This window comes from Vibrio sp. 378 (genome assembly GCF_033339435.1).
Genome location: NZ_JAWOUO010001128.1, coordinates 1 through 527 on the forward strand (window position 1 = coordinate 1; position 527 = coordinate 527).

The window sequence follows — 527 nt, forward strand, 5'->3', positions numbered from 1 at the left end:
CAACTTTTCAGGCAAGTATTGTTCTGGCAACTCAACAGCAACAAAAAAGCCTGAACCGCGCTGGCTGACCAAGTACCCTTCAGCAACTAACTGTTCGTAGGCAGAAATCACCGTGTTGCGGCTAAGGTTCAACTCTTGTGCCAGTTTACGAGTCGATGGTAGCTTGCCGTTCTTGGGCCAAAGCCCTCGAACAATCTTATCCCTTATTGCAAAAAATACAGACTGCTGGCGCGTACCGCTGCCTGTTTTTACGCACAAATCACCCACATCGATTAACGACAAATTGGATCCATCCATAGTTTAAAAGTGGCTCTCTCTAAGCTACCAGTTAAACGTTACATTGCAACGACACGCTTAGGAAGAAAATGACTATTTCTCATTACTGTGAGTTGGTTAGGGAGACCACCATGCTATCGAATACAAAAAGAACAGAAATCAAAAAAGGCGCTCATAAAGCGGTGACTGAAGTTGAAAAGCTGCACATGATTATTGATGAAAGCCTAATTGCCCATATTGCAATCACCAAC

Annotated in this window: 1 protein-coding gene and 1 pseudogene; one reads left to right on the forward strand and one right to left on the reverse strand. The window is 43.8% G+C overall.

Features of this window, described 5'->3' with window-relative positions; all coding sequences use genetic code 11:
• On the reverse strand, positions 1-297 hold a 297-nt coding region (locus R7Q48_RS30745), incomplete at its 3' end, for a winged helix-turn-helix domain-containing protein (protein WP_318134203.1).
• A gap of 110 nt (positions 298-407) precedes the next feature.
• Here R7Q48_RS30745 and R7Q48_RS30750 point away from each other — a divergent pair.
• Positions 408-527, forward strand: a pseudogene (locus tag R7Q48_RS30750) (pyridoxamine 5'-phosphate oxidase family protein); the annotation flags it as partial.